General features: G+C 34.9%; 5 protein-coding genes. 2 read left to right on the top strand and 3 right to left on the bottom strand.

Translation table 11 applies throughout. The annotated features are described in order from the left end of the window. Nucleotides 1–124: DUF169 domain-containing protein (locus ACJMLZ_RS09500; protein ID WP_405305384.1), on the top strand; the 124-nt coding region annotated here is incomplete at its 5' end. Here ACJMLZ_RS09500 and ACJMLZ_RS09495 read toward each other — a convergent pair. From ACJMLZ_RS09495 to ACJMLZ_RS09485, 3 genes are all read right to left on the bottom strand, one after another. Beyond that, nucleotides 116–769, bottom strand: a complete 654-nt coding sequence (locus ACJMLZ_RS09495) for an NTP transferase domain-containing protein (RefSeq protein ID WP_405305383.1) — start codon at nt 767–769, stop codon at nt 116–118. The two genes, ACJMLZ_RS09500 and ACJMLZ_RS09495, sit on opposite strands and share 9 nt — an antisense overlap. Nucleotides 770–799: 30 nt before the next feature. Further along, nucleotides 800–1,987 (bottom strand): hypothetical protein, encoded by a 1,188-nt coding sequence (locus ACJMLZ_RS09490; RefSeq protein WP_405305382.1) that lies wholly within the window; start codon nt 1,985–1,987, stop codon nt 800–802. Nucleotides 1,988–2,057: 70 nt separating this feature from the next. Next, a complete protein-coding gene (locus ACJMLZ_RS09485; RefSeq protein ID WP_405305381.1) occupies nt 2,058–3,338 on the bottom strand; it encodes a Mur ligase family protein in 1,281 nt (426 codons plus the stop codon). A 114-nt stretch (nt 3,339–3,452) separates the two neighbouring features. On the opposite strand from ACJMLZ_RS09485, the gene ACJMLZ_RS09480 reads away from it, so the two are divergent. Then, a partial coding sequence (locus ACJMLZ_RS09480) for a nuclease (protein ID WP_405305380.1) occupies nt 3,453–3,756 on the top strand: 304 nt, incomplete at its 3' end.

The raw sequence follows: 3,756 nt of genomic DNA, 5'->3' as shown, positions 1-3,756 counted from the left end.
AATTAACTTCACATTAGGCTGTGATGGTTCTAGAAAAGCGGCAGACATTAAAGACAATGAAATGACCGTTGGAATTAGTGCGGCTAAAATTGAAGAAGTTATTTCTGGCTTGCAATCAATCTAGAAGATTTAAATAATCTTCATAATGATTAATATTCAATAATTCTTTTTTATTTTTTTCTTTTATTCCGTAAAACGTATATCCGTCATCAAATATTTTTCTCAAAATCGGATTTAAATTATCGTCTTCTTTTTCCAAATATCCCATCAGGTTTTTTCTATGAGCTACAAAAGGCATGCCCAAACCTTCAGCGGTATCCAACAACCCACTTTTTCTTCTTCTTAAAATGGCTATTGTCTTTTCAGGATTTTTTGAATTTTGACTTACTTCAATCATTCTATTGAATGTTTCGCTAGATACTGTAGGCTGGTCTCCTGTTATGCATAAAGCATAGTCATGACTAGAATTTGACAAACCATTAAAAAGAGATGTTGATAAACCTACATCAACCGGATTGTTTTCTATGAATTTAACTCTGCCATCATAATTATCGCAGATAGCTTCTTTTATTTCACTAGCATAATGGCCAAGTACAACAATACACTCATCAATGTTTGCAGATAATGCATTGTCAATTGTTGTCTCCAAAACAGTCTTATTGCCAAAAGGCAAAATGAGTTTATTTATCAAATCCAGATTTCTGGAGATTTGATCTTTTCTCATTCTAGAATTCTTTCCGGCTGCAGTAATAATAGTTGAAATTGACATAAAAATAAAAAAAAAGAGGATATAACCTATTTAACTAGGAATATATCTTATAATTTGACAATAAATGCCCATACCAGTACCTGAACCTTCGGTCCACATATTGATTTTAACTGGGTAGTCATGAGTGTTAGATACTGTAATGCCGCTTGCAGGGTTGTAACCAAACAATACAGCATTTTCATCACCAGTCATACCAACAGGCATTCCAAATCCTTCAGCAAGAACCGCATCCCTTAATGCCCTTGCAGATGGGCATACACCATGAGCGGCACTTCCTCCAGGAGCTGAAGCGTCACTGGCTGATTCGAAGTATACGTAATCCTTACCACTGCTGGTTGAATTAGGAGGTATGACAGTGCCGTTCCATGCTTCAACAAATTGTCTTGCATTGATTTCCCTGATTCCGTCACCGTATTCAGGGTGTGAACCTAAAGCAGTTCCATAAACCTCACCGGCCTGTTCAGTATAATTACCGGAATACAATAAAATTGGTGAACCTGTAGGGTATTCTGCAGCATAATCCACAACATCCTGTCCAAAGATTCTAGGAACATCAGAAGCACCTATATCATTTCTTCCATCAGAAAACCAAGCCATACCCTTTTCTAAAGTGAAATTGGATCCAACAACAGCATCATAATTATACCAACTTACAATGGTATTATTATCATAATAATCACTGGTAAAGTTTAAATGTTTAATTTCATCAACCGGAACTGATTTTATAAGTTTGCCGTCTTCCACAATATCAACACCATCCTCCGTTTTAGTTAAAACTTTAGACGGAACACTATAACCCCACACATAATTGTCAGGCCCTTTAACAGCAAGCTTATCCCCCTCAAAAGTCACATAACCCGGTCCATCAATATCCTTAGCATTTCCATAGGAATCTATTCCTTCACTTGACACGGAAGTAAAATCAAATGGTACAACACCAGTCGACAATGTCATTAAAATCCCTTTAATGTCCAAAGCCATGAATTGATGACCTATAGATCCAATATTTGACAGAAATGGAAGTTCTATAGGATTATTTGCACCTAAAACAGAATCCCCCTCAAACAATGACTCGCCGACAGTAATATTGTAAGTATCGGCCACATATTTGCCGGAATATGGAGTACTGTTTACAAATGTGAAAGCAAATAACAGGACACATATGAAAAACAACGCTAAAAATATTGTAATTGATCTGCTTCTCCAACTTTGACTCATCTTTTACACCATGATATTATATAACAATAAAACTCTTTCTTTTACATAGTATATAAGTATTCCTTTTTACTTATAATTTTTCAGAAATCAATTTAATTCTCTCTTGAATATCTATTATTGTATCCTGACCATTGCCGCCAATTAGAATAGCATCTTCATGAGAGTATTCCGCAACAAGCTCAATTATTTCATCAAGAGAATTGACAGTAATGATATTTCCCATATAACCTAAGGAATTTAACCTATAAACTGCAATATCCAATGTATCATCAAGACCCGGGAACAATACAATGACTTCCGGATTATACTTAACAGCAACATCTAATATGTCCAGCCGATGCTCTTCATTATGGCGAGGTGTTCCAATAAATATTGCGTAGAAATCTCTTTCGGACAATATTGAGGCTAATGCATCTGAATTATCAGTTTTTCCAACATAAACTGACGCATCATTAATTTTATAAACATCCAATCTGCCTTGAACCGCCTTGAAATTAAAGAGAGTTTCCTTAATGACATCTTTCGGAATTTTTAATTCTCTTGAAATGGCCGTTGCCAATCCTGCATTAAGCAAATTAAACTTGCCGAAAAGCTGCAGTTCATCCTGATATTCGAAATAGGAAATATGCTTACTTGCAGACTCCTTAAAATCACTGTTGAAATCCTGATTAAAAGCGGTGAATATGGTTTTGCCTTCAAAAAATCTCACTAATGAATCTTTATAGTTTGCAATAGTTTTGTGAACATCCATATGATCATTGCCGATATTTGTAAGACCAATGAAATCGAAATCAAAGCAATACTTGCAAAAATCAAGAGTCATGTCACATACTTCAACAAGCAATACGTCATAGTCGCCATCGTTTGCCTCTAAAATCAAATCGTAATAACCTGAAAATCCTCCACCACCATTTCCTCCGACCAAAACCTTTTTGCCTGCATTTTCCAAAATGCTTTTCAACATATGGACAGTGGTGGTTTTACCGTTGGTTCCGGTTATTCCAATAGTAAACATTTTCTTGTGTTTATCAACGACATCACTTAACAAATCTCCGCTTTCAAGCAACCTTTCAGCAAATGCCCCTCCATACATGCTGGGACTAATTGCAATTGCATCGCATTGTTCAATTGCATATGAATTGGTAAACCCCAAATCAATAGTTAAATTTTCACCGACAATAGAAACTGTTTGTTCACCTTCCAGCATACTCATGGACAAATTAGGCAAATCTAAACCGCTTAAATCAACATTAATATTCAAATCAGTGGCATAAACTTCCCATCCATGGTTTAAAAGAGAATTTACTGCCTTCTTTCCTTCTACACCTAAACCTATAACAGCAGCCTTCATATAATTTTTCCTTGTACAATCGTTCTATAATTACATATAACTTTGAATATAATAAATATTTTGAAAACAAATTGTTTTATAATATAATGGCTATAATTAAACCAAGGTGTAATAATGTTTGAAGATGAAAAAGACAATAAAATTTATAATCTTATTATTAGTAATGGTATTGATAAAAATCGAGAATATGCTCAATTTATAGAAAAATTATTCTCAAAAACTGATTTCTTGTGGAAAGAATCCGTATCCGGAGCATATTCCACAGCAGGCGATTCGTTTTATGGAAAAGTTGATGGAATAGTTTTATTGGCAGGCCTTTATAACGACAATAAAGAGCTATTCGGTGACTTGCTGCAAGCCAGTGAAAAATATGGCATTCCAATAATTTTGGTAAGGCCCTACGGGTTAGAAGAGGTTC

The sequence above is a fragment of the Methanobrevibacter sp. genome (genome assembly GCF_045126245.1).
Taxonomy (GTDB): Archaea; Methanobacteriota; Methanobacteria; order Methanobacteriales; family Methanobacteriaceae; genus Methanocatella.
This window is presented reverse-complemented; position numbering and strand designations above follow the sequence as displayed.